Below are 22,256 nucleotides of genomic sequence, written 5' to 3'. Positions count from 1 at the left end.
CGCGCACACCACGATGGACTGCGCAACGTGCGGAGCGAGAACCAAGCACGCACTGCCTCTGGCGATGAGAACGTATGCCTGCACCGTGTGCGGAGCTGTGTCCCCCAGGGACAAGAACTCCGCGCGCGTGATGCTGGTCCGGGCAGGTTGGAACCCGGACGGTGTGGAGGGCGTAAGACCACCGGGGCCGCCGGCCCAGGTGGCAGCCTGAGCCGTACATCCCCACTCAACCCTGGAGGGTAGAGAATCCCCTCCCTCATGGTGGGGAGCCTTCAAAGTCCGAACAACCATGCCGCGTTGTCGTGGCATACGGCCCGCAGCCACTCCTGTCCGAGATCCAGGCGTTCCAGGGCGTTGAGCTGGTGGACGTAGGAGTAGGGGATGTTGGGGAAGTCGGAGCCGAGCAGGACGCGGTCGCCAAGGTCGGCGAGGCGGGGCAGGGCACGGCGGGGGAACGGCATGAAGTCCTCGGTGAAGTCGGTGAACGCCATCGTCGTGTCGAGGCGTACCTCGCCGTACCGTTCGGCGAGGCCGAGGAACTCCTCGTACTCGGGCATCCCCAGATGCGCCACGATCAGTCGCAGGTCCGGGTGCCGCGCCAGTACGCGCGCCACCGGCTCGGGTCCGGTGTACTTGCCGGGTGCGGGGCCGGAGCCGCAGTGGATCACCACGGGAATCCGCGCCTCGGCGAGCAATCCCCAGACTGGCTGGAGGAGTTCGTCGGCAGGATCGTAAGCCCCCACCTGTACATGCGCCTTGAACACGCGCGCGCCCGCTTCGACGGCCTCGCGGACGTACGTCTCGACACCCGGCTCGGGGAAGAGAGTCGCGGTGTGCAGACAGTCGGGGGTACGGCGGGCGAAGTCGGCCGCCCATCCGTTCAGCCACCGGGCCATGCCGGGCTTGTGCGGATAGAGCATCGCGGTGAAGGCCCGGACGCCGAACTCCCGGAGCAGGGCTGTGCGCTCCGCCTCCCCTTTCCGGTAGGAGATCGGCCACTCGATGCCTCCCAGCAGTGGTCCGCTCGTGTCGAAGTAGTCCCAGACCTTGTGCAGGACCCGCTCGGGCATGAAGTGCGTGTGGACGTCGATCAGCCCGGGCAGGCCGAGCCGGTCCCAGAAGGAACGGACCTCATCGGCCTGTTCGCCGCCGGAAGCCGCGTCCTCGCTCATGGCCGCCGGCACTCCCGTGGCTGCACTCGGCCTTGGTGATCCGGGGCCGTGGGCGCGGTCGGGTTCGGTGGAGCCGGCAGGGGCGAGGGGTGCCTTGCGGTGATCGTCCATGCCGCCCACGATCGACCCTGGTGGGGGAGCGGGTCCACCCTCGGCCGCAACGGGAGGATGAGGGGTACGTCACCCGGGCCAGGGCGGTGTGGTGCCGCACGAGGCCTCCGCCCGGGGCCTGACGATCGGTGTCACGGGCCCGAGTGGACGACCCACTGAGCCGGCGGGGCGGCACCGGCGGTTCCTCCATGGGCGTCAGGAGGTGCCGGCGGCGCCCGTCTCCGTCGTGGCCGGGAAGAGCCGTGGAGGACGGTCGATGGGCCAGGCTCCTCGCGCTACCGCACGGTGGCCGTCCGTCGTCCTACGATGGGTGAAGATCACATGTGACCAGGGAGCGTGAAATGATCTTCATCACGGCCAAGTTCCGGATCAAGCCGGAGTACGCGGAGAGGTGGCCCGAGATCTCCCGTGAGTTCACGGAGGCCACTCGCAGTGAGCCGGGCTGTCTGTGGTTCGATTGGTCCCGCAGCCTCGATGATCCGACCGAGTATGTGCTCGTCGAGGCGTTCCGCGACGGTGACGCCGGTGCCGCGCATGTCCAGTCCGACCACTTCAAGTCGGCGCAGCAGACCCTGCCACCTCACCTGGTCGAGACGCCGCGAATCGTCAACGCGATCCTGGAGCAGGATGACTGGTCCCTGCTCGGGGAAATGGCCGTCCAGAGCTGACGGAGTCGCGGAGGGGCGGGAATCATGACGGCCACCTCCTCCTCCCGCGCCAGGACATGTCACCCACCGCCGCCCTGTGCGTGCGGTGCCCGGGCCTCACCCACCGCCTCGAACGCTCGGCATGGGAAACGGTTACGGCGATGCCGGGCCAGGCCGCCTCTACCGCGCCGAGGGTTGGACTGGTGGGGCTCTCCCGGGCGTTCGCCCTCGCGGTCGTCCGGGCTGGCGCGACGGTGAACAAACATCTCGACTCCCGCTGATGCGGCGGCACGGCGGAGGAGATCGCGGCGTGTGTGCTGGTCCTGGCGCACGAACCCGTTGTACGCAACGTCCTCTTTCCATGCGCTGGGCCGTAGCCTTGAGGACGACCTTGCCGACGCTGTGGCTCTGGCCGAGGTCGACGCTGGGCCCCAGCGGGACGAGCCGTCGGTGCCTTCCCGGTAGCTCGACGAACCGGAGTCCGGGATGCTGTGCCGGGGTCGATCGAGTTCGGGACCGGGAACAAGGGGTGCTCCTCGGGACCGAAACCGTCGTGAGGCGTGCCGCCGCGTCCAGCACCGTATGGCCCGCGCCGCGTCGGCTGACCTGCTCGCGGCGATCGTCCGAGGCGCTTGCTGCAAGATCTGACGAATTTTTGCGCCAGACCGTAAGCGGATTGCGGATCATGCCCTAGGCTTGAGCCATGACACGACGACTTGCCGAGGTGGCCAGGAAGGTCGGGGTCAGCGAGGCGACGGTCAGCCGGGTGCTCAACGGCAAGCCCGGTGTCTCCGAGCAGACCCGCGAGGCCGTGCTGACCGCCCTGGATGTGCTCGGCTACGAGCGTCCGACCCAACTGCGGGGCGAGCGCTCGAGGCTGGTCGGGCTGGTCCTGCCGGAGCTGCAGAACCCCATCTTCCCCGCCTTCGCCGATGTGGTCGGCAGCGCACTGGCGCAGCAGGGCTACACGCCGGTGCTGTGCACGCAGACGGCGGGCGGTGTCTCCGAAGCCGACTATGTGGAGCTGCTGCTCCAGCAGCAGGTCTCGGGCGTGATCTTCTTCGGTGGCCTGTACGCCCAGGCGGAGTCCCCGCACGAGCACTACGAGCGGCTGTCCCGCCGCGGCCTGCCGACGGTGCTGATGAACGCCGCCATACCCGACCTGGACTTCCCGCAGGTCAGTTGCGACGACGCGGTCGCGGTGGAACAGGCCGCCGGACACTTGCTGTCGCTGGGCCACCGGCGGATCGGCCTCGTACTGGGACCGCCCGATCACATGCCGTCGCGACGCAAGCTGGCGGCGGCTCGCACGGTACTGGAGAGGGCCGGGCTGGAGTTGGAGGAGGCGGATGTCGCGCACGCGCTGTTCTCCCTGGAGGGCGGTCAGGCCGCGGCCGCGCGCCTGCTGCAGCGGGGTGTCACCGGCGTCATCTGCGCCTCGGACCCGCTGGCCCTGGGGGTGGTGCGCGCTGCCCGCAGGCGCCGGCTTGACGTGCCCGCGGACGTGTCGGTCATCGGTTACGACGATTCCTCTTTCATGACCTGCACCGATCCGCCGCTGACCACCATCCGTCAGCCCATCGAGGCGATGGGCCGCGCCGCCGTGGAGCTGCTCGTGGGAGAGCTGGCCGGCGCCAAGGTCACCCACGACGAGCTGCTCTTCGAGCCGGAGCTCGTGGTGCGCGGATCCACCGGTCTGGCGCCGAGAGAGCCCAGCCGCTGACAGAGCGCCAACCAACAGCTGTGACAAGGGCCGTACCCCCTGGGGTGCGGCCCTTGCGTTGTTCACGGCGCGCCGCATCACGCTTCCGCGTTGGATTTTTGCAATCTTCCGTCGAGATATTGCGGCGCAGTCAAGGTCAGTGCTTAAGTGAGGCGCGCCACATCCCACGCACTCCGCCCATGAAGGGGTCTTCCACCCATGCGCAGATCCGCAGCGCTGCTGATCGCCGGCGCTCTCACCCTGACCGCTGTCGCCTGCTCCAGCTCCTCCGACGGCGGTGCCAAGTCGAGCGATGGCAAGATCACGCTTTCCATCGACTGTGCCCCGCCGAAGAGCCGACCGACACAGCGCAAGCAGTGGGCCGATGACGTCGCGGCCTTCGAGAAGCTGCACCCGGACATCACCGTGAAGAGCATCGACACGTTCCCGTGCGAGACGCCGGAACTGTTCACGGCCGCGCTCAAGGGCGGCACGGAGCCCAACGTCTTCTACACCTACTTCACGGACAAACAGCAGGTCCTGGACGCCGGCCAGGCAGCCGACATCACGAAGTACGTCACCTCCGAGAACCTGCCGGTGAAGGACGACATCATGTCCTCGGTGTGGGACACCCAGAAGGCCGACGGGAAGATCTACGGCATACCGCGCACCAACTACACCATGGGTGTCATCATCAACCGGAAGCTCTTCCAGAAGGCCGGACTCAACCCCGACCAACCGCCGCAGACCTGGGTCGAGGTCGAGGCCGACGCCAAGAAGATCACCGCCCTGGGCAAGGGCATCGCGGGCTACGGCGACTACAGCGCGGGAAACAACGGCGGTTGGCACTTCACCGCCGAGATCTACGCCCAGGGCGGCCGGATGGTGAGCGACGACGGCACCACGGCGGCCTTCAACAACGCCCAGGGCCTGGCCGTGCTGCAGAACCTGCACAAGCTCCGCTTCGACGACAACGTCATGGGCAGCACCCAGCTCTACAAGTGGGGCGACCTCCAGAAGCAGATGGCCGCGGGCAAGCTGGGGATGTACATCGCCGCACCTGACGACATCACCTACATGGTGCAGAGCCTCGGCGCCCACTACGAGGACTTCGGCATGGGCCCGGTCCCCGGCCAGAACGCACCCGGCGCCGGCACCCTCACCGGGGGTGACGACTACATGTTCAACGTCAAGGACACCCCCGAGCAGATCAAGGCCGGGATCCAGCTGCTCAGTTACCTGTGGCTGACGGAGGGGCAGGGCCAGCAGTACAACTACCCTCGCTCCAAGTCCTCCGGCCAGGCGGTCGGACTGCCCCAGCCGCAGCTGTTCCAGGGCGCCACCGCCACCAAGGACACCCAGCTCAAGGCCGCCAACGCCACCATGTCCGTGAAGGCCTTCGAGCCCTTCGTGAAGGCCAACGTCCCCGGCGTCACCGAACCCGGCAACGCCCAGGCCATCTACAAGATCCTCGACACGGCGATGGCGTCCACGCTGACGAACCCTCATGCCGACCTGCAGAAGGTGCTGGACACCGCCGAGCAGCAGGTCAACCAGGTCCTCGCCAACGCCCAGTAGTCGCAGGGGGCGCCAGGCCCCGGGACGAGCAGCCTCCCCAAGGAGATCGACGATGGCGGTCGCGACCGCATCCTCCGGAACCGACGCGCCGCCCGCCAGGGCGGCCGACCGGACCGCGGCACTGCGCAGGTCCGTTCAGCGCAACCTCACCGCACACGGCTTCCTGATCGGCGCGGTGCTCTGTTTCGCCTGCTTCCAGTGGTATCCCATGGTCCGCGAAGTGATCATGAGTTTCCAGAAGGCGAAGGCGGGCAGGACCACCTGGGTCGGCCTGCACAACCTCGACCAGATCGTGAACGACCCCAGCTTCTGGCCGGCCTGGCGGAACACCGCCGAGTTCACCGGCCTGGCCCTGCTGTTCGGCTTCGCGCTGCCGTTCGTCACGGCCGTGGTGATGAACGAACTGCGGCACGCACGGGGTTACCTGAGGATTCTGGTGTACCTGCCGGTGATGCTTCCGCCGGTGTCCTCACTGCTGCTGTTCAAGTACCTCTACAACCCCGAGTACGGGCCGATCAACCGGTCGCTGCAACTGCTGCACCTGCCCACCTCCGGCTGGCTGCAGTCCCCGGACATGGCGATGCTCGCCGTCGTCATCGCCTCCACCTGGATGAACATGGGCAGCGCCACACTGATCTACCTCGCGGCGCTGCAGAACATACCCGGTGAGCTCTACGATGCCGCCGAACTGGACGGAGCGGGACTGCTGCGGCGCGTGTGGCACGTGACGATCCCACAGACCCGGCTCATCCTCTCGCTGATGCTGATGCTCCAGATCGTCGCCACCATGCAGGTCTTCGTCGAGCCCTTCATCCTCACCAACGGCGGCCAGGGAGTGGAGGGTTCGACCACCACCGTCGTCTACCTGATCTACCAGTACGCCTTCAACTTCTCCAACTACGGCGCCGCCTGCGCCCTCGGGCTGCTCCTGATGCTGGTGCTCGCCGGGTTCTCGGTGATCTACGTGCGACTCAACCGGAGGCTGGAGTCATGAACGACACCCGCACTCTGATCAATCCAGCCCAGCTGAACCGCACGCTCTACCGCGCCACGCTGATCCTGGTCGTCGCCGGCTTCACGCTGGCCTTCCTCGGCCCCCTCTACCTGCTGGTGACGGGCGGACTCAAGGGCACCACCGAGTCCATCCAGACCCCGCCCACCTTCTACCCGCACCACATCGAGGCCGCCAACTACAGCGACGCGTGGACTCGCCTCAGCATCGCCCACCTGCTGCTCAACACGCTCTGGTACGCCGTCGGGGCACTCGCCTTCCAGCTCGTCCTGGACGTCGCCGCGGCCTACTCGCTGTCCAAACTACGGCCGGCGCTCGGCAACGCGATCCTCGGCCTGATGCTGGCCACCCTCATGATCCCGGCCATGGTGCTGGTCGTCCCGCAGTACCTGACCGTGCTGGATCTGCCGCTGATCCACCAGAACCTGCTCAACTCCCCTTGGGCGATCTGGCTCCCGTCGGTGGCCAACGCCTTCAACATCTACCTGCTGAAGCGCTTCTTCGACTCGGTGCCCCAGGAACTGCTCGACTCCGCCGCCATCGACGGCGCCGGACCACTGCGCACACTGCTCTCCATCGTGCTGCCCATGTCCCGGCCGATCATCGGTGTGGTGTCCATCTTCGCCCTGGTCAACGTGTGGAAGGACTTCCTCTGGCCGCTGCTGGCCGAGCCCGACCCGACCAGGCAGACGCTCAACGCCGGCATCTACTCCCTCTCCCTGGGCGTGCCGGAGAACGTGCTGATCGCCGCCTCGGCCATCTCCGCCGTGCCGACGGTGCTCTTCTTCCTGATCTTCCAACGCAACATCATGTCCGGGCTCACCGCCGGCAGCCTCAAGGGCTGACACCGTCTTGCGAGGAGACTTCTACCGTGCACCAACCCCACGAGTGGTGGCGTGGCGCCGCGATCTACCAGATCTACGTGCGCAGCTTCGCCGACGCGGACGGCGACGGAACGGGCGACCTGGCCGGCGTACGGTCGCGGCTGCCGTACCTCGCCGAACTCGGTGTCGACGCGCTCTGGTTCACCCCTTGGTACGCCTCACCGATGGCCGACGGCGGCTACGACGTCGCCGACTACCGGTCCATCCACCCGTCCTTCGGGAGCATGGGGGAGGCCGAGAAACTGATCGACGAGGCAAGGGCGTCGGGTATCCGCACCATCGTCGACATCGTCCCCAACCACGTCTCCGACCGGCACCGCTGGTTCGAGGAAGCACTCGCCGCAGGCCCCGGCTCGCCGGAGCGCGATCGGTTCTGGTTCCGTGAGGGGCGAGGCGAGCGGGGCGAACTTCCTCCGAACAACTGGATGTCGCAGTTCGGCGGCAGCGCCTGGACCCGTGTCCCGGACGGCCAGTGGTACCTGCACCGCTTCGCCTCCGCCCAGCCCGACCTGAACTGGCAGCACCCCGAGGTGCGCCGGGAACACGAGGAGGTACTGCGCTTCTGGTTCGACCGCGGCGCGGCCGGCGTCCGCATCGACTCCGCCGCCGAGGTCATCAAGGACGCGGCGCTTCCCGACCTGGTGGACGGCGCGGACCCGCACCCCTACCTGGACCGCGACGAGATCCACGAGGTGTACCGGGTCTGGCGCAAGGTCGCCGAGTCCTACACCCCGCCGCGCGCCCTGATCGGTGAGGTCTGGCTGCCCGACCCCGAGCGCTTCGCCCGCTACCTGCGCCCCGACGAACTGCACACAGCCTTCAACTTCGGTTTCCTCACCTGCCCTTGGGACGCCGTGCGGCTGCGCGAGACGATCACGACCACGCTGGCCGTGCACTCGCCCGTCGGCGCGCCCGCCACCTGGGTGCTGGCCAACCACGACGTGACCCGGACCGTCACGCGCTACGGCCGTGCCGACACCGGCTTCGACTTCGCGGCCAAGGCCCACGGCACCCCCACCGACCTGGAACTGGGCACCCGGCGCGCCCGGGCGGCAGCGCTGCTGAGCCTGGCCCTGCCCGGCTCCGTCTACCTCTACCAGGGCGAGGAGCTCGGCCTGCCCGAGGTCGAGGACCTGCCGCACTCGGTCATCGAAGACCCGATGTTCCACCGCACCCAAGGCGCCGACCCCGGCCGGGACGGCTGCCGCGTGCCGCTGCCGTGGAGCGGTGACGCCCCGCCGTTCGGCTTCGGCCCCGAGGGCACGCAGCCCTGGCTGCCCCAGCCTCGGCACTGGTCGGCGGTGACGGCGCAGCAGCAGGCGGCGGACCGCGACAGCATGCTGACCCTGTACCGCACGGCACTGCGCCTGCGCCGGAGCGAGACCGCCCTCGGCGACGGGCGGATGACCTGGCTGCCCAGCGGCCCCCAGGTCCTCTCCTTCACCCGGGACCCCGGCTTCGGCTGCGTCGTCAACCTGGGCCCGGAGCCGGCACAGCTGCCACCGCACCAGCAGGTCCTGCTGAGCAGCGCACCGCTGACGGACGGGCAGCTGCCCACCGATACCGCGGTCTGGCTGCGCCTGTCCTGACCCGCACGCGGCCCGCCCCTTCGGTGGCGAAGAACGGCCGCAGCCCTGGCGGTCGTGACCGTGACGGCCGGGCTCACCGTCGTGCCGGCCGACGTTGTGGCGGCGGCACCGACCGGATGCCGCCGGTGAGACGCAGGCCGCGCCGGTGAACCCGCGCCGGGCCGGTGCCCCCGTCCTGGTCGCCGGTCGTGGAGCCGACCTCGGCTTCCGGGAGCACGAAGCGCGGCCCGCGTCCGTGGGCGGTGGGCCTGGTCACGGCAGTACCTGGATCTTCCGTCCCTTCCCGGCCTGGAACTGCCGCAGGGCCTCGGCGTAGTCCGCCAGCGGCAGCCGGTCGCTGATGAAGATCTCCGGGTCGAGCACGCCACCCGCGAACAGTTCGGCGGCGCGCTCGTAGCTGTGCAGGACCGCCATCGAGCCGGTGATGGTGATCTCTTCGTTGTAGATCCGGTACGGGTCGATGGTGGCCCGGGTCGCGTAGTCGGCGACGCCGAACTGGAGGTACGTGCCCCCCTTGCCCACGCGGCCGAGGGCGTCCTGGATGGCGTGGGCGTTGCCGGTGGCGTCGATGACGACGTCCCAGCCCCGGGGGCGTTCGATCGCGTCGGCGGTCGTCACGGCATTGCTGCAGCCGAGCGTGCGCGCGGTGGCGAGCCGGTCCTCGTTGATGTCGACCATGTCGACGGTGGCCGCGCCGGTGCGCTTGGCGAGTTCGAGCATCATCAGGCCCATGGTGCCCGAGCCGTAGATCAGCACATTGCTGGCGAGTGTGGAGCGCAGGATGTCGTAACCGCGTACCGCGCAGGACAGCGGCTCGATGAGGGCGGCGTCCTCGGAGCGGACGTGCTCGGGCAGTTTGACGCAGTTGGCGGCGGGGGCGGCCGTGTACTGTGCCGCGCCGCCGGAGACGGTGACACCGATGGCGTTCCAGTGCTCGCACATGTTGCCGCGCCCGATACGGCAGTAGTGGCACTCGTGGCAGTACAGAGAGGGGTCGACGGCGACCCGGTCGCCGACGGCCAGGCCGCGTACGCCGGAGCCCAGGGCGACGACCTCGCCGGCGAACTCGTGCCCGGGAACGATGGGCAGCGTGGGTGCGAACTCACCCTGCAGGATGTGGAGATCGGTGCCGCACAGGCCGCAGGCGGAGACCCCGATCACCACCTGCCCGGGGCCGGGTGTGGGGTCGTCGACGGACTCGACGCCGACCTGGCCGGGCGAGTGGATGACGGCGGCTTTCACTTGACTGCTCCAAGGGACAGGCCCTGGACGAGTTTGTCCTGGGCGGCGAATCCGGCGATGAGGACCGGCAGGGAGACGCACACGGCGGCGGCGCACACCTTGGCCAGGAAGAGGCCCTGGCTGGTGACGAAGCCGGTGAGGAACACGGGTGCGGTGCCGGCGACGACGCCGGTGAGCACCCGGGCGAAAAGAAGTTCGTTCCAGCTGAAGATGAAGCAGATCAGCGAGGTGGCGGCGATGCCGGGCGCGACGACCGGGGCGACGATCCGGGCGAGGACGGTGGGCAGTCCGGCGCCGTCGATGGAGGCCGCCTCCAGGATCTCGACGGGGACCTCGGCGAGGAACGAACGCATCATCCATACCGCGATCGGCAGGTTCATCGAGGTGTAGAGGATGATCAGCAGCGCGACGTTGTCGAGCAGGCCGCTGTTCTTGGCGATCAGGTAGATGGGCAGCAGTCCGGCCACCGCGGGCAGCATCTTGGTGGACAGGAAGAAGAACATCGCGTCCGTCCACTTGCGCACCGGCTTGATGGACAGCGCGTAGGCGGCCGGGATCGACAGCACCAGCACCAGGAGCGTCGACATGAGGCTCGCGGAGAAGGAGTTGATCAGGGGCGGCCAGGGGGAGACGCCGGTACTCGCGCCGAAGAACTCCCGGTAGCCCTGGAGGGTCAACGGTGCCCCCAGGCTCGGTGGGTTGGTCGCGGCGTCGGATTCGCTGTGCAGTGAGGTGAGCACCATCCACGCGACCGGAAGGAAGAACACGACTCCGCAGAGCCAGGCCAGCAGGCCGAGTGCGCCGCGGCGGCGCCGGGCCGTGCCGCCGGGGCTGCCCGTGGGGTGGGGGGCCATGGTCGCGGCCATCAGCGGGTCTCCTCTCGGAGCAGTGACGAGACGGTCCTGAGCGCGAAGCTGCCCACGAGAAGGGAGCAGAGGACGACGATGACGCCTTCCGCGGAGGCCTGCCCGTAGTCATGCGCCTGGTAGAAGGTCTCGTAGACGGTGTAGGGCAGGTTGGCGGTGCCCAGGCCGCCGCCGGTGAGCGTGAAGACGGCGTCGAAGTTCTGCACCACATAGATGCTGCCGAGCAGTGCGGCCAACTCGAGATAGCGGCGCAGGTGCGGGAAGGTGAGGTAGCGGAAGACCTGCCAGGTCGTCGCACCGTCCACGCGGGCCGCCTCGACGGCGTCCATGGGGCGGCTCTGCAGCCCGGCCAGCAGGATCAGCATCATGAAGGGCGTCCACTGCCAGATCAGCGATGCCTCCACGGACATCAGCGGCAGCGAGGACAGCCAGTCGGGCTGCGGTGCGTTGTCGCTGCCGAACAGGCTCCACAGCCAGGTCAGTGTGCCGTCGATCAGCCCGTAAGTGGCGTTGTACAGCGCGTGCTTCCACAGCAGCGCGGAGGCCACGGGCACGACGAGGAACGGTGTGATCAGCATGGTGCGGACGATGCCGCGGCCGCGGAACCGACGGTCGAGGAGCAGGGCCAGCCCCAGGCCCAGTACCAGGCTGACCAGCACCACGGTCACCGTCAGGATGACGGTCGTCAGGAGGGAGGAACGCAACTGCGGGTCGGTGACCGCGTCCTGGTAATTCCGCAGCCCCGCGAAGGCCCGGTTGCCCGGGTCGAGGGCGTTCCAGCGCATGAACGAGATCACCAGAGTGCCGACGAACGGCAGCTGGGTGACCACGATCATGAAGATCAGGGCCGGGAGCAGCGGGGCCCGCCGGGCCCATGCCCCTCGGGATCGCCGTGGGGGTGCCGCCTGTTGGGCGGTCTGCCGTGCCCGGGTACGCCTGGTGAGCGAGTCAGTGAGGGTCATCGGTGTGTCTCCGCTGTGCTCCCGCCCCCGGTCCCGCGTGGGCGGGACCGGGCGGTCGGGAACGTCGGGTGGATCGGGCAGGGATCACTTGGCCGCGTACTTGGCGGCGACCTTCTCGGCGAGCGCCTGGCTGGACTTCAGTGCCTGATCGACACTGGTCTTGCCGGCGATGGCGGAGCTGATCTGCTGGGAGACCTGCGTGCCCAGGTCGGTGAACTCGGGGATGCCGACGAACTGGATACCGGGCGCGGGCCGGGGCTGCACACCAGGGTTCTGCGGGTCGGCGGCCTTCAACGCGTTCGCGGTGGCCCCTGCGAAGGCCGACGCCGCGGCGACGTACTGGGGGTTGGTGTAGGTGGAGCTCCGCTTGCCCGCCGGGACCCGGGACCAGCCGAGCTTCTTGCCCACCAGGTCCTCGTACTGCTTGCTGGACGCCCAGGAGATGAACTTCCAGGCGTCGTCCTGGTGCTTGCTCGCCTTCTGCAGGCCCCAGGCCCAGGTGTAGAGCCAGCCCGAGCTCTTGGTCTGGTCGACCGGCGCGGGAGCGTAGCCCATCTTCCCGGCCACCGGCGAGCCGCCGGCTTCGAGCGACCCGGCCGCGGAGGTCGCGTCGTACCACATGGCGACCTTGCCCTGCTCCATGTCATTGAGGCACTCGGCGAACCCGGACTGGGGAGCGCCCGCCTCACCGTGGGCTCGCACGAGGTCGACGTAGAACTTGGTCGCCTTGGTGAAGGCGGAGCTGTCGACCTGGGCCTTCCAGTCCTTGTCGAACCAGGTGCCGCCCATGGTGTTGACCACCGTGGTCAACGGGGCCATCACCTCGCCCCATCCCGGCAGACCACGCAGGCAGATGCCCTTCATCCCGGACTTGGCGCCGTCCGCCTTGGCGGCCAGGGCGGCCACCTGCCGCCAGGTGGGGTTGGCCGGCATGGTCAGCCCCTTCTCCTTGAAGACGTCCTTGCGGTACATCAGGAAGGACGACTCACCGTAGAACGGCTCGGCGTATATCTGGCCGGACGCGGTCAGCGACTGCTGCATGGCGGGCAGGATGTCGCTCTGGTCGAAGGCGGTGTCCTTCTTCGCATACGAGGTCAGCGGGGCGAGCCAGCCGTTCTTGGCGTAGATCGGTGTCTCGTAGTTGCTGATCGTCGCCACGTCGTACTGGCCGGCCTGGCTGGAGAAGTCCTGGGTGATCTTGTCACGGACGTCGTTCTCCGGCAGCACCGTGAAGTTGACCTTGATGCCGGTCTGCTTGGTGAAATTGGCCGCCGTGAGCTTCTGCAGGTCCGCCATCTGCGGGTTGTTCACCATCAGTACGTTGATGGAGTGCGAGCCGGAGCCGCCCCCCGCGCCGCCGGCGCCCGCGCATGCCGTGAGCAGCGCGCCGCACACGGCGAGCGCGCCGAGCGGCACAGCGCGCCGCAGAACAGTCGGTCTTGAAGTCATGATCGTCCCTTTCATGAAATGTCGGGTGTAGGCAACAAGGGGGAGGGGGTGAATATGGGCTCGGACATGCGGCGGGTGTTGCGGCTGCGTGGGCAGCGGGTGCCGTCGGGGCGGCTCCGGCGAAGTCGTCCCTGGCGGTGGGGGATTGCGGGCTGAGCGGGTCAGACCCGGTGGACGCGGGGTCCCATCAGTGAGTAGCGGTGTGCCTCGGCACTGGACAGCCCCATGTCGGTGACGATCGCCTCGAAGTCGCCCACGCCGGCGAAGCGGCAGAAGCTGCTCGCGCCGAACTTGCTGTGGTGCCCCATGAAGACGCGTCGGCGCGACACTGTCAGCGCCTTGGCCTTGACGTCGGCCACAACCGGATCGGGGGTGGTCAGGCCAAGCTCCCGGGAGATCCCGTTCGACCCGAGGAAGGCCAGGTCGATCACGAATCGCTCGAGCATGGCGCACGCCCATGAGCCCACCGTGGCCAGGGTCCGCGACCGGACCCGGCCTCCGAGGAGCAACACGGTGACGTGCGGAGAGTCCACGATCGCGGCTGCTGTGGACAGTGATGCGGTGACCACGGTCAGGGGCCTGTCGCCCGGGAGGAGCGCGGCGAGGAGCTGCGGGGTGTAGCCCTCGTCCACGAACACGGTCTCCGCGTCACCAAGGAGCTTGACCGCCTCCGCGGCGATGCGGCGATTGTCCTTGACGTGCAGGGCCTCTCGTTCGGGGAGGCCCGTCTCGAAGCCCGCGCCCTCCACGGGGTAGGCGCCGCCGTAGGTGCGGCGGAGCAGGCCCCTGCGTTCCAGGACGCTGAGGTCACGACGGATGGTCTCCGGCGCGACAGCCAGATCGACGGCCGTGGTGGTGACCTCGACACGCCCCTGGTGACGGGCGAGCGCGAGAATCCGGCTCTGACGCTCCTCGGCGTTCATCGCTCACCTCGCCTTCCATACCCGGTCCGGGCACGGCGCGCCCGGTCTTGCCGCACATTTATACCAATCGCCTTTTGCAGCAAACCCGCCCACAATGGGCCTGAAACCGCCCGATGATGCCTGGAGTGATTGAGTGAATCCCCAGGTCAGGGCGCCCGCAGTGAGTTTTGCCCGTTTGCCGGTGCCCGTGTGGGCCGCCTGCAGTGCCCGGTTCGGGCGGACGGCGAAGTGCGGCTGCCAATGATCACGGGCCCGGCAAGAGGTCCGCGAACCGCGAGGGCCCGCTCCGCACGACGTGTCCGCGGAGCGGGCCGGTGTTGGCGCCGCGTGTTCATCAGGCGCATATCGGCGAGTTGGAGACGGTGTCGGGTGGGCTCGTCCGAGGCGGGTGTTCCCAGTCCTGGGGACTGCGGAGGGGGAGAGCGGCCGGTGGCGTACGTACCGCTGCCGTCGGCCCGGGTCTGCAACGTGAGTCGACGGCGAACGCAGCACGTGCCCGGCAGCAGGGCACCGGCCGGCCAGGGCAGACTTCGGCGCGCAGGAGGCGGCGCCAAGCAGGGCCCGTACCCGCTGGGGCACCTCCCCGCCGGTGACAGCGGGGGCGGCGCGGCCGCCCCCCGGCGACGGCCGCCCGGTCGCCTGCCTGCGTGGCGGCCTCCTCATCCGGCCGGCGCTCCAGGACGAAGGCACCTGCTCCTGGGCAGCCGGCGCCGACTCCTGGCCGAGCCGTCGGGTGCTCCTCGGTCAGCCGGCGTCAGCGGTCCGGGCGTTCCAGCGGTCCTCGACCTTGGCGAGGCGCCAGTACGCGATGGCCATGGCCCAGACCACCACGAACAGGCCGACGATGACGTAGCCGACGTTGTCCAGGTTCAGGTCCGCGATCCAGCCGGTGACACCGTCGTCCAGGCCGAGCTTGTCGTGCAGCACGCCGACCAGCTCGATGGTGCCGACGAAGAAGGCCACCACGATCGACAGGCCGGTGATGGTGAGGTTGTAGAAGACCTTGCGGACGGGGTTGGAGAAGGCCCACTGGTAGGCGAAGTTCATGAAGGTGCCGTCGAGGGTGTCGAACAGGCTCATGCCGGCGGCGAAGAGCAGCGGCAGGCACACCACCGCGTACCAGGGCAGTCCGGCGGCGGCGCCGTTGCCGGCCAGGGCGAGGAGCAGCACCTCGGTGGTGGTGTCGAAGCCGATGCCGAAGAGGAAGCCGAGCGGGAACATCTGGCCGGGCCGGCGAATGGACTTGGTGAGCCGGCCGAGGAGACGGTTCATGAAGCCGCGCGACTCGAGGTGGGCCTGCAGCTCGGCCTCGTCGTAGCGGCCGACGCGCATCGCCCTGAAGACGCGCATGATTCCGAACAGCGCGACCAGATTGAGGGCGGCGATGAGATACAGGAAACTTCCGGAGACCGTGGTGCCCACGGTACCGAGGACTTGGTGGGTTCGCGAGCCGTCGTTCATCAGCGTGCCCGCGAGCTTGGCGCCGCCGGCGACCAGCACGGCCATGACGACCACCACGCTGGAGTGCCCGAGCGCGAACCAGAAGCCCACCGACACCGGACGCTGACCGTCGGCCATCAGCTTGCGGGTGGTGTTGTCGATCGCGGCGATGTGGTCGGCGTCGAACGCGTGCCGCATACCAAGGGTGTAGGCCGTGATGCCCAGCCCCACTCCGAACGCCTTGGAGCCGACCTCGTAGTGGTGCGGGACCACGAGCAGGAAGAGGATCCCGAAAGCCACGACGTGCAGAGCGACGATCACGCCCAGGAGGCCGGCCGTGCGGAGGGTGTCCTCACGGCGCCAGCGGAAGGAAGGGGCGTCGGTTTCGGGCACGCCTCGGGACACGGTCATACAGTCACGCTCCAGCACCTCGTGGATCAGTCTCGTGCTGTCGTGGCCGGTCTCCTGGCTGACGGGTCATCGTGCCCGCCCCTGCCTTCCCAGCCGTGAGGCCAGTGGCAATGCATGGGTGGGAACTCCCCGATCACAGTGGCGAGGGCCGCTCCGGACTGAGCCTTTGAGGGGCTGTCACCGGTCTTCCCGAACACCACGACCCGCCCACCCTAGAAGGCTGAAGACGGAGGCTGCAAGATTGCACAACTGATCAGGTGTCCGGCTGGAGCGCCGGCGACTGCGATGATGAGGGCATGCATCTCGTCCCCGCGGAACGTGCCGGGCAGCGGATCATCGACGACCATCGGGTCTGCGATGCCATCGCCGCTGTCGGCGCGCCCGAACGCGTGCGCGCTTGGGCCGACCGCTTCTCTCTGCTCTCCGATCCCGGGCGCCTGTCCCTGCTGCTGGCTCTCCATGAGGCGGGCGCCATCGCCGTCTCCGACCTGGCCGTCGCCACCGGCATGCGGGACACGGCCGTGTCCCAGGCCCTGCGCCTGTTGCGGACCGCCGGCATCGTCCAGGGCGAGAAGGATGGCCGAATCGTGCGCTACCGGCTCATCGACGGCCCGATCTCAGCTTTGCTGGAACACTGCGCGTCACGCGATACGAACGTCGGCAGCACGCCGTCAGGAGGAGCGAGTAGCACGGGAGGACAGTGAGGACCCGTAGCTGCGCGCAGTCGCGGCGAGCCGTCCGCAGGACCAACCGCGGCGGTTGCACACGAAGTCGGCCGAGCCCACGATCGGGCGCCGGCGCCAACTCGGCCGCCCCAGAGGCCGCTGTCCCAGGGGCTTGCAGCACACCGCTGCCCGGACCTGGAACAGGCGCTACGCCCTACAGGTCCGGGCAGGGTCCCGCGATGGGGTCAGCTGCCGTCTCCGGTGTCCGAGCCTCCGGTGTCCGAGCCTCCTGTGTCTGAGCCTCCGGTGTCCGAGCCCCCGGTGTCGGTTCCTCCGTTGTCCGTTGCGGCGGGTGCTCCGGTGTCCGTGCCTCCGTTGTCGGTTGCGGTGGGGGCCCCGGTGTCCGTCGCGGTGGGGGCTCCGTTGTCCGTTGCGGTGGGAGTTCCGTTGTCCGTTGCGGTGGGGGTTCCGGTCTCCGTCGCGGTGGGGGACCCGGTCTCCGTCGCGGTGGGCGAACCGGTCTCCGTCGCGGTGGGCGAACCGGTCTCCGTCGCGGTGGGCGAACCGGTCTCCGTCGCGGTGGGGCTCGGCTGTTGCGGCGTGGGGCCGGTCTCGGGCGGACTCGTGGCCGGCGCCGGTGATGTCTCGGTCGGACGGGGCAGTGACGGTACGACGATGATGGCCGGCGGGTTCTTCGGTATGGGAACCCGCACGAGGACGATCACGATGACGTCACGGCCGTTGTGGCGTGCGTGTCGCTTCTTGACCTCGTAGCAATGGATCGCCTTCGGTTCCTTGTGCGTCCGGTAGCACTTGATGACCTTGGCGCTGGGCGCGCGATCGGGTGCCTTCGTCGCCGCACCGGCGTCTGTTTCCGCCATGGCCCAGGCGCCCGCCACCAGGCAGGAGGTGGCCGTCACTGCGACACCGATTTTCCTGAGTTTGTTGTCCATTTTTCAAACTCCCGTTCGTGTTGGCTGCGGGGACACACGTGAGCGTCACTTCCGGTCCTCGGGAGATCCAGCGGCAACAAACCCAGCCAGGACGAGGACTCTTTTCCTGCGGACTCCGCGGTCGTCATCCCCCCAAGCGGGTGGTGTCACGGAATTCGGTTCCGGGTTTTGATTTCGAGGGTGGCGTCCAGCTTGCGGCCGTTGGCGCACTTCCCGCCCAGGGCATAGGAGGCCGGCGGGACGGAGTTCGGGATCCGCAGTGTGCCCTGGACGTCCTCCGGGTGGGTCTGGCCCCGGGACGTCAGACGCACCGTCCCGGCGTCGAGCACCTGGGCATAGACGATGGCCGAGCTGTTGCTGCCGCATTCCGAGCTGTTGAGGTTGACCGTACTGCCCGGATAGGCGGGGTTCGGTGTGACCTCCAGGAGGCCGAAGTCTCCTGCGTACGCGGTGGTGTTCGGGATGGCCAGTAGTGCCGTAGCCGCAGCCGCTGCTGCAGGGAAAAGGCGTGCCGTCCGCATCCCGTGCTCCTCTCGCGTGGCTGAGCCGGGGGGCCTGCCGCGCAGCCGGAGAGACCGGCCCCTGTCTCCAGCACACGTGTGGGAGCCGCAGTCCGCACATCCGGGGCTCGCGCTGCGTGTTGCCTCGAATACAGGGCAGGGCTCGCGGTCGTGTCAGCAAAGGCCTACAGGCATCCCACGTATCCGAGGGCGGGGTCACCCATTCGGGCTAGTCTGGCTTCGCAGACCGCCCCACGCAGGGCGCGGTCGTCACCCTCACCGACGAGGAGGCCGGGTAGACGTTGACGACCTGGCCGGACGGGCCACCCTCGCGTGCGTGAGCCCGTACACGGTGAGTGACGGGAGTGAAGCCCCGAGCTGGAGGGGCGTGACGGCGGTGCCCAGGGTGCAATGGAGACACAAGCGGCTAGCCGACCGTGTCTACGAAAGACTCGGGAACGGGAACGGTCAGCCTTTCTCCTGTCGCTCAGAGAAAAGACCCCCGCCATGTCTCGTATCGCCAGGACCCTGAGCCTCGTGCTCATCGGTGCCGTCGGAGCCTTGGCCTGCGGGCTGTCGCCGGTCAGAGCCTCCGCAGACAGCGCCGATCCCTGCGCCCAATTCGCGAACGGCTGTCCGCCGTTTTCGAACCCCCATGACCCGCCTGATCTGAGTGGCCATGGCCAGCTCTGGATCATCAAGAGCGCCTGGACCACCGACCTGGCCATAACGGTGAACGGCCGCAGTGTCAGCCTCCAGCCGAACACGGAGCAGCACAGCCAGATATTCCGCTTCGTGAAATACCCTTCCGGCGTCTACATGATCCAGCTTTACAGGACTCTGGCAGAAGTACAGCTCGGGACCCCGAGATTGTGCCTGAAACAGCTGGGCTCCGACCGCGATGGACCTCCGGCGGTGCTGGACCAGTGTGATGAGGAGGACAACTACCAGTACTGGGAGGTCGAACCCAACCCTTCCGGCTTCTTCTGGATCAGGCGGTCCACCGGGGCTCTCAGCTGCCTCGACGCAGACAACCCGATGCTGACCGCACCCTCCCCAGGGGCCCGCCTTCTGACCTGGGGTTGTCATGACTTTGGGGCCCGGAATCAGGCGTGGGCCTTCCAGAGCGTGTCCGATCCAGGTTTGCGGCCGCGGCCGATCCACTGACAGCACGAATCGGCCACGCAGCGCCTTGACGGAGTCGACGCGGAGGCCGGGCAGGTGTCGACGGCGTGGCCGGGGGAGTCGTAGCCGTCAACTCCGCCGCGTCGAGGGCCTGGTGCCCGCATCACAACGCGCCGGTCGATGCGGGCGCCGATCTCCTCGGAGGTGCAACGAACATCTGGGACGCGGTCAGCCGCGCGATCGCACGCGACAAACCCGGCGACGCCGGCGATCATCCCCGGGATACTGGTCGCCCATGGATGAGGTCAAAGTCGTCGTCGCTCATTCCGAGCGTGCGACTCTGCGCGTCGGCGACGTGTTCCTGAAGGTGGACGCCGATCAGGCGCGTATCGACGTCGAGGTCGAGGCGATGTCCCTCGCGCCGGTGCCGACCCCCGAGATCCTGTGGCGCAAGCCCCCCGTGCTCGCGATCGCCGCACTCCCCGGGACGACGCTTGGGCGCCTCGGCGGGCCGTCGACCGGGTCGCCGGCGGCGTGGGCCGCGGCGGGCGCCGCCATCCGGAAGCTGCACGACGCGCCGCTGCCGTCCCGGCCGGGCCGGGCCGGCCGGAGCATCGTCGCGCTGGCGGCGGAACTCGACGACGAGTGCGAGTTGCTCGTGACGAACGGAGTCCTGCCCGCCGACCTGGTCACCCGCAACCGCCAGGTCGCCGAGGCCGCGCTCCGGCCGTGGACTCCGGCGTTCACGCACGGCGACCTGCAGATCGCGCACGTCTTCTTCGACGGCGACGAGGTCACGGGCATCATCGACTGGTCCGAGGCGGGCCAGGGTGATGCCCTGTACGACCTCGCCACCTTCACGCTCGGACACGAGGAGCACCTCGACGACGTCATCGCCGGCTACGGCAGCGACATCGACCTTGACGTGATCCGCGCGTGGTGGTCGTTGCGAAGCCTGCTGGCGGTTCGCTGGCTGATCGAGCACGGTTTCGACCCGACCGCGCCGGGCTGTGAGGTCGATGTGCTGAGATCCCGCATGTGAGGGTGCGCGGCCCGACCGCTGCGAGTCCCGATCCTTCGAGGCAACGGGCAACGGGCAACGGGCAACGGGCAACGGGCAACGGGCGACAGGCAACGGGGAGAGGCACGGCATCAGGCCGCACCCGTCTCTCCATCCTGCGACGTCATGGCAAAGCCCCGAGTTGTCGAGGAAAACCGTTGGGCTGCCCGGACTTGCTTCAGGCATGATCGACCAGTGGACGCCTACCTGGAGACCGAGCGCCTGACCCTGCGCCGCTTCACTGCCGATGACGCGGACCTGCTGATCGAGCTGGACAGCGACCCGGCGGTGATGCGCTACCTGAGCGGCGGCAAACCGACCGCGCCGGAGCTCGTCCGCGAGCGCTACCTGCCGAACATCCTCGCCGGTTACCAGAAGTGGGGCGGCGACCTCGGCCTGTTCGCCGCCCACGAGAAGGACGGCGGCGCGTTCATCGGCTGGTTCATTCTGCGTCCCGAGCCGGAGGGACCGCTGGACGAAGTCGAACTCGGCTACCGTCTGCGGCGGGCGGCCTGGGGCAAGGGGTATGCCACCGAGGGCTCGCGGGCCTTGCTCGGCAAGGCGTTCACGGAGCTCGGTGTGCGCATGGTCTGGGCTGAGACGATGTCCGTGAACCACGGTTCGCGCAACATCATGGAAAAGCTCGAAATGATGCTCGCGCGCACCATCCCCACTCCCTCCGACATGGAGATGGTCGAGGGCTCCGAGCAGGGAGGCGTGCGGTACGAGATCACCAAGGAGCAATGGGAGCAGCATTGACGTCAACGCGCCGCGCCGGTACGGGTACCGGTGACTTCTGATGCGCAGCGTGACCTATTCGATGAGCGTCTCACTTGACGGCTACATCGTCGGGCCGGACGGCGGCTTCAACTGGACGGTGCCCGACGAGGAGGTCTTTCGCCTCGCCACGGACGAGGTGCGAGAGGTCGGCGTCCACCTGTTGGGGCGACGGCTGTACGAGACGATGCTGTACTGGGAGACAGCCGACCAGAATCCGTCGCTCGCATTCTCGACGCTCGAGTTCGCCGGGATCTGGAAGTCGCTCCCCAAGGTGGTGTTCTCCACCACCTTGTCGGCGGTCCAGGGCAATGCCCGGCTGGCCCGCGGCGGCCTGGCGGAGGAGATCGAGCGGCTGCGAGCCGCTCCGGGGAAGGGTCACATCGCCATCGGCGGCGCGACTCTCGCCGCCGAAGCGGCAGCGTTGGATCTGATCGACGAGTACCGGGCCAGGGTGTACCCGGTGCTGGTTGGCGGTGGCATTCCGTTCTTCCCCCAGCGCGAGCGCCGCGTGGATCTCGAACTCGTCGACACCCGCACCTTCAGCTCGGGAGCCGTCTACCTCCGCTACCGCGTGGTGCGCTAACCGGCTCGTCCACGCTTCCCCAGGGACGAACGGGCCAGCCGGAGGGCAGGTTGTGAGACCCCCCGATCGGAGCGCTCAGCCTTCCGGTGCCGGGCCTTGTCCACTACCAGGTGGACGAGCAGTCCTCGTCGTTGGGGTAGGAGTTGTCGCAGGCGAAGAGCTGGACCGTGGACTCGTCGGAGTAGGAATACGTCTTGCCCTCGGTGGGCAGGTACTTGGTCTTGTCGCTGGTCCAGAGGACCACGTAGACGGAAACGCCATGGCTGGCCGCGGTGAAGCCGTAGTGACCGTGGTAGCGGCCGTCCGAGTTGCGGTACCAGGTCCTCCAGACCGTCGCCGTGCGCTTGCCGTCCGGCAGCCACAAGGTGGTGGACCGGTAGGTCATCGGCTGGAGGGCCGTATGAGGCGCCGTCACCGCTGCTTGAGCCGGAACTGTCGCACCCATCAGTGCGGCCGCGACACCGAGTGCACCTACCGCACCGGCACATCGCCTGATCGTCTTCCGCATGCTTCCCCCTTCGGATCGAGTCCCTGCGTGGGACGTCACTTGGGTTCATGCTCCACAGCCGTGCTCACGGCTCACAGTGGCGGCCGGTCAAAAG

22 protein-coding genes and 1 riboswitch are annotated in these 22,256 nt (G+C 68.4%); of the genes, 12 read left to right on the top strand and 10 right to left on the bottom strand.

What is annotated here, in order from left to right; all coding sequences use genetic code 11:
* On the top strand, nt 1-211 hold a 211-nt coding region (locus AB0D93_RS39685; RefSeq protein WP_362131020.1), incomplete at its 5' end, for a zinc ribbon domain-containing protein.
* Between the two features lie 61 nt (nt 212-272).
* Here the strand turns inward: AB0D93_RS39685 and AB0D93_RS39680 are convergent.
* Complete coding sequence (locus tag AB0D93_RS39680) at nt 273-1,172, bottom strand: amidohydrolase family protein (protein WP_362131017.1); 900 nt, start codon at nt 1,170-1,172, stop codon at nt 273-275.
* Nucleotides 1,173-1,624: 452 nt separating this feature from the next.
* Here AB0D93_RS39680 and AB0D93_RS39675 point away from each other — a divergent pair, with 452 nt between their 5' ends.
* The 6 genes from AB0D93_RS39675 (at nt 1,625) to AB0D93_RS39650 (ending at nt 8,695) form a co-directional block, all read left to right on the top strand.
* Nucleotides 1,625-1,951 carry a putative quinol monooxygenase gene (locus AB0D93_RS39675; protein ID WP_362131014.1) on the top strand — a complete coding sequence of 109 codons (327 nt, stop codon included), beginning with the start codon at nt 1,625-1,627 and terminating at the stop codon, nt 1,949-1,951.
* Nucleotides 1,952-2,633: 682 nt separating this feature from the next.
* Entirely contained in the window at nt 2,634-3,653 is a 1,020-nt protein-coding gene (locus tag AB0D93_RS39670; RefSeq protein WP_362131011.1) for a LacI family DNA-binding transcriptional regulator, read from the top strand.
* A gap of 198 nt (nt 3,654-3,851) precedes the next feature.
* Nucleotides 3,852-5,210 carry an extracellular solute-binding protein gene (locus AB0D93_RS39665; RefSeq protein ID WP_362131007.1) on the top strand — a complete coding sequence of 453 codons (1,359 nt, stop codon included), beginning with the start codon at nt 3,852-3,854 and terminating at the stop codon, nt 5,208-5,210.
* A 52-nt stretch (nt 5,211-5,262) separates the two neighbouring features.
* A complete protein-coding gene (locus AB0D93_RS39660; RefSeq protein ID WP_362131004.1) occupies nt 5,263-6,204 on the top strand; it encodes a sugar ABC transporter permease in 942 nt (313 codons plus the stop codon).
* The gene (locus AB0D93_RS39655) at nt 6,201-7,067 is read left to right on the top strand and encodes a carbohydrate ABC transporter permease (protein WP_362131001.1); all 867 of its coding nucleotides are present in this window, start codon (nt 6,201-6,203) and stop codon (nt 7,065-7,067) included. Before AB0D93_RS39660 ends, AB0D93_RS39655 begins: the two co-directional genes overlap by 4 nt.
* 26 nt (nt 7,068-7,093) lie before the next feature.
* Nucleotides 7,094-8,695 (top strand): glycoside hydrolase family 13 protein, encoded by a 1,602-nt coding sequence (locus tag AB0D93_RS39650; protein ID WP_362130998.1) that lies wholly within the window; start codon nt 7,094-7,096, stop codon nt 8,693-8,695.
* Between the two features lie 252 nt (nt 8,696-8,947).
* Here AB0D93_RS39650 and AB0D93_RS39645 read toward each other — a convergent pair whose 3' ends face one another.
* The 6 genes from AB0D93_RS39645 to AB0D93_RS39620 all read right to left on the bottom strand — a co-directional run bounded on the left by AB0D93_RS39645 (nt 8,948) and on the right by AB0D93_RS39620 (nt 15,988).
* Entirely contained in the window at nt 8,948-9,937 is a 990-nt protein-coding gene (locus AB0D93_RS39645) for a zinc-dependent alcohol dehydrogenase family protein (RefSeq protein ID WP_362130994.1), read from the bottom strand.
* A complete protein-coding gene (locus AB0D93_RS39640; RefSeq protein WP_362130991.1) occupies nt 9,934-10,803 on the bottom strand; it encodes a carbohydrate ABC transporter permease in 870 nt (289 codons plus the stop codon). The genes AB0D93_RS39645 and AB0D93_RS39640 overlap by 4 nt, the downstream gene beginning before the upstream one ends.
* Nucleotides 10,803-11,765, bottom strand: a complete 963-nt coding sequence (locus tag AB0D93_RS39635) for a sugar ABC transporter permease (RefSeq protein WP_362130988.1) — start codon at nt 11,763-11,765, stop codon at nt 10,803-10,805. Before AB0D93_RS39635 ends, AB0D93_RS39640 begins: the two co-directional genes overlap by 1 nt.
* Before the next feature lie 84 nt (nt 11,766-11,849).
* A complete protein-coding gene (locus tag AB0D93_RS39630) occupies nt 11,850-13,214 on the bottom strand; it encodes a sugar ABC transporter substrate-binding protein (RefSeq protein ID WP_362130985.1) in 1,365 nt (454 codons plus the stop codon).
* A gap of 161 nt (nt 13,215-13,375) precedes the next feature.
* Complete coding sequence (locus AB0D93_RS39625; RefSeq protein WP_362130981.1) at nt 13,376-14,137, bottom strand: DeoR/GlpR family DNA-binding transcription regulator; 762 nt, start codon at nt 14,135-14,137, stop codon at nt 13,376-13,378.
* Between the two features lie 744 nt (nt 14,138-14,881).
* The gene (locus AB0D93_RS39620) at nt 14,882-15,988 is read right to left on the bottom strand and encodes a HoxN/HupN/NixA family nickel/cobalt transporter (RefSeq protein ID WP_362130978.1); all 1,107 of its coding nucleotides are present in this window, start codon (nt 15,986-15,988) and stop codon (nt 14,882-14,884) included.
* 26 nt (nt 15,989-16,014) lie between these two features.
* A riboswitch (cobalamin riboswitch) is annotated at nt 16,015-16,204 on the bottom strand.
* 80 nt (nt 16,205-16,284) lie between these two features.
* Here AB0D93_RS39620 and AB0D93_RS39615 point away from each other — a divergent pair.
* Entirely contained in the window at nt 16,285-16,692 is a 408-nt protein-coding gene (locus AB0D93_RS39615) for a metalloregulator ArsR/SmtB family transcription factor (protein ID WP_362130974.1), read from the top strand.
* A 206-nt stretch (nt 16,693-16,898) separates the two neighbouring features.
* Here AB0D93_RS39615 and AB0D93_RS39610 read toward each other — a convergent pair whose 3' ends face one another.
* Nucleotides 16,899-17,606: a hypothetical protein gene (locus AB0D93_RS39610; RefSeq protein ID WP_362130971.1), complete on the bottom strand. Its 708-nt coding sequence runs from the start codon at nt 17,604-17,606 to the stop codon at nt 16,899-16,901.
* 146 nt (nt 17,607-17,752) lie between these two features.
* Nucleotides 17,753-18,127 carry a hypothetical protein gene (locus AB0D93_RS39605; RefSeq protein ID WP_362130968.1) on the bottom strand — a complete coding sequence of 125 codons (375 nt, stop codon included), beginning with the start codon at nt 18,125-18,127 and terminating at the stop codon, nt 17,753-17,755.
* A gap of 486 nt (nt 18,128-18,613) precedes the next feature.
* Between AB0D93_RS39605 and AB0D93_RS39600 the strand changes: the two genes are divergently transcribed.
* From AB0D93_RS39600 to AB0D93_RS39585, 4 genes are all read left to right on the top strand, one after another.
* Entirely contained in the window at nt 18,614-19,273 is a 660-nt protein-coding gene (locus AB0D93_RS39600) for a ricin-type beta-trefoil lectin domain protein (RefSeq protein WP_362130965.1), read from the top strand.
* Nucleotides 19,274-19,526: 253 nt separating this feature from the next.
* Nucleotides 19,527-20,273 carry an aminoglycoside phosphotransferase family protein gene (locus tag AB0D93_RS39595; protein ID WP_362130962.1) on the top strand — a complete coding sequence of 249 codons (747 nt, stop codon included), beginning with the start codon at nt 19,527-19,529 and terminating at the stop codon, nt 20,271-20,273.
* A gap of 213 nt (nt 20,274-20,486) precedes the next feature.
* A complete protein-coding gene (locus AB0D93_RS39590) occupies nt 20,487-21,050 on the top strand; it encodes a GNAT family N-acetyltransferase (RefSeq protein WP_362130959.1) in 564 nt (187 codons plus the stop codon).
* A 40-nt stretch (nt 21,051-21,090) separates the two neighbouring features.
* Nucleotides 21,091-21,654 carry a dihydrofolate reductase family protein gene (locus tag AB0D93_RS39585; protein ID WP_362130956.1) on the top strand — a complete coding sequence of 188 codons (564 nt, stop codon included), beginning with the start codon at nt 21,091-21,093 and terminating at the stop codon, nt 21,652-21,654.
* A gap of 103 nt (nt 21,655-21,757) precedes the next feature.
* On the opposite strand, the gene AB0D93_RS39580 is transcribed toward AB0D93_RS39585, so the two are convergent.
* Nucleotides 21,758-22,039 carry a hypothetical protein gene (locus AB0D93_RS39580; protein ID WP_362130952.1) on the bottom strand — a complete coding sequence of 94 codons (282 nt, stop codon included), beginning with the start codon at nt 22,037-22,039 and terminating at the stop codon, nt 21,758-21,760.
* Nucleotides 22,040-22,256 lie beyond the last annotated feature (217 nt).

Origin of the sequence: Streptomyces sp. NPDC048191 (assembly GCF_040652655.1) — a bacterium.
Classification (GTDB): Bacteria; Actinomycetota; Actinomycetes; order Streptomycetales; family Streptomycetaceae; genus Streptomyces.
The sequence above is the reverse complement of the archived record's forward strand: the minus strand, read 5'-3'. Positions and strand labels throughout refer to the sequence as shown.

Bases quoted from the DNA above. Each gene is read 5' to 3' on its own strand.
- AB0D93_RS39680 (WP_362131017.1), bottom strand. From the start codon at position 1,172: ATGAGCGAGGACGCGGCTTCCGGCGGCGAACAGGCCGATGAGGTCCGT.
- AB0D93_RS39675 (WP_362131014.1), top strand. From the start codon at position 1,625: ATGATCTTCATCACGGCCAAGTTCCGGATCAAGCCGGAGTACGCGGAG.
- AB0D93_RS39670 (WP_362131011.1), top strand. From the start codon at position 2,634: ATGACACGACGACTTGCCGAGGTGGCCAGGAAGGTCGGGGTCAGCGAG.
- AB0D93_RS39665 (WP_362131007.1), top strand. From the start codon at position 3,852: ATGCGCAGATCCGCAGCGCTGCTGATCGCCGGCGCTCTCACCCTGACC.
- AB0D93_RS39660 (WP_362131004.1), top strand. From the start codon at position 5,263: ATGGCGGTCGCGACCGCATCCTCCGGAACCGACGCGCCGCCCGCCAGG.
- AB0D93_RS39655 (WP_362131001.1), top strand. From the start codon at position 6,201: ATGAACGACACCCGCACTCTGATCAATCCAGCCCAGCTGAACCGCACG.
- AB0D93_RS39640 (WP_362130991.1), bottom strand. From the start codon at position 10,803: ATGGCCGCGACCATGGCCCCCCACCCCACGGGCAGCCCCGGCGGCACG.
- AB0D93_RS39635 (WP_362130988.1), bottom strand. From the start codon at position 11,765: ATGACCCTCACTGACTCGCTCACCAGGCGTACCCGGGCACGGCAGACC.
- AB0D93_RS39630 (WP_362130985.1), bottom strand. From the start codon at position 13,214: ATGACTTCAAGACCGACTGTTCTGCGGCGCGCTGTGCCGCTCGGCGCG.
- AB0D93_RS39625 (WP_362130981.1), bottom strand. From the start codon at position 14,137: ATGAACGCCGAGGAGCGTCAGAGCCGGATTCTCGCGCTCGCCCGTCAC.
- AB0D93_RS39620 (WP_362130978.1), bottom strand. From the start codon at position 15,988: ATGACCGTGTCCCGAGGCGTGCCCGAAACCGACGCCCCTTCCTTCCGC.
- AB0D93_RS39615 (WP_362130974.1), top strand. From the start codon at position 16,285: ATGCATCTCGTCCCCGCGGAACGTGCCGGGCAGCGGATCATCGACGAC.
- AB0D93_RS39610 (WP_362130971.1), bottom strand. From the start codon at position 17,606: ATGGACAACAAACTCAGGAAAATCGGTGTCGCAGTGACGGCCACCTCC.
- AB0D93_RS39605 (WP_362130968.1), bottom strand. From the start codon at position 18,127: ATGCGGACGGCACGCCTTTTCCCTGCAGCAGCGGCTGCGGCTACGGCA.
- AB0D93_RS39600 (WP_362130965.1), top strand. From the start codon at position 18,614: ATGTCTCGTATCGCCAGGACCCTGAGCCTCGTGCTCATCGGTGCCGTC.
- AB0D93_RS39595 (WP_362130962.1), top strand. From the start codon at position 19,527: ATGGATGAGGTCAAAGTCGTCGTCGCTCATTCCGAGCGTGCGACTCTG.
- AB0D93_RS39585 (WP_362130956.1), top strand. From the start codon at position 21,091: ATGCGCAGCGTGACCTATTCGATGAGCGTCTCACTTGACGGCTACATC.
- AB0D93_RS39580 (WP_362130952.1), bottom strand. From the start codon at position 22,039: ATGACCTACCGGTCCACCACCTTGTGGCTGCCGGACGGCAAGCGCACG.